1 protein-coding gene is annotated in these 1,365 nt (G+C 42.1%); it reads right to left on the minus strand.

Annotation, left to right across the window (positions count from 1 at the left end; all coding sequences use genetic code 11):
- Positions 1–131 precede the first annotated feature (131 nt).
- Positions 132–1,365, minus strand: a 1,234-nt coding sequence (locus AC1DPZ_RS27245; RefSeq protein ID WP_477409418.1) for an aspartate kinase, incomplete at its 5' end; no start/stop codon positions are given.

Raw genomic sequence — 1,365 nt, forward strand, 5'->3', positions numbered from 1 at the left:
GTGGTGAGTGGTGAGTGGTGAGTGGTGAGTGGTGAGTGGTGAGTGGTGAGTGGTGAGTGGTGAGTGGTGAGTGGCATTATGTTAAGTTAAGTAAACCTTTTGCCTTTCGCCTTTTCTCTTTAACCTTAAAACTATATCATCGCCTTATTTAAAGCTTTTATTGCCTCAGCAAAATCTTCGCGCGCTACCAGGAACTGGATATTTACTTTACGTAGGGCAAAACCACAGCTTTTTATATTAATGCCTTTTTGGGCCAGGGCTGTTGCTGATTTTGCCAGCAAACCTGGTTGATCCATATTTGAGCCGATCAAACAAACCATAGCCATCTTCTCTACAGTTACCTTTTCGTAATCATCCTCCAGCTCCTGTATCAGTTTTTTATTATAGTCTTTATCCCATATCACAATAGAGATACTGTTGGCGCTGGTGGCCTTAAAAGTATAACTTACGCCATATTTGTAAAACAGCTGCATGATATGAAAATCGGTACCTACGTTGCCCACCATCGATGGATCGTAAATGTCTATCATCATCACCCTTTCTGTACCGGTAATTACTTCTACACGCTTTTTATCACAAATATATTCGCGGGTTATTAGTGTGCCGGGGTGTTCTGGCTGAAATGTATTTTTTATGCGGAGATCTATGTCATTAATCTCCAACGGCTTTGATGCTTTGGGATGGATAGCCTCCATACCAACATCAGCCAATTGGTCGGCCACGTCATAATTGGTGTTACCAACCGGAAAGCAATTTTCAACACCAACCAGTTGAGGATCGGCCGTGCATAAGTGATATTCCTTGTGAATAATGGCTTCCTGTGGTTTTACAGCTACCGCAATTTTGCTGAAGGTGACTTCAGAATAACCACGATCAAACTCGCGCATGATACCCTCTGTACCTTTAGCATAACCGGTTACTATACTGATGGTATTTTCAAAATCGATATGCTGCAGATCTTTTTTTATACGCTGATCTATAGTAAATGATCGTTGGTCATGAAAACCACTCAAATCAACCAAGGTTGCGTTGATGCCCATATTTTGCAGGATATTGGCAAAGTTAAAGGCGGAATGACTTTCGCCAATTGATGCCAGTATCTCTCTGGCTGCCAGTAAAATATCATCCTTGTTTACGTAGCCGGATGCCAGGATATTAGCTATGTTTTCCAGGTAGGTTTGTGCATCTTTAAGGCGTTGCTCAATAAAGGCATCGGCTTCGGCAATGTTTAAACCAAGGCTTTCATAGTTTTTGTTGATCTGTTTTAGCTTAATAATAAGCGCGTTTAAGGGCTTATGAAAGTCCTTATAAGTAGCCAGGCGATGGTAAACCCCCGGCGCGCCGGTCTTTTTATTCTCCAACAGG

The sequence above is a fragment of the Mucilaginibacter sp. P4_G9 genome (assembly GCF_056400985.1).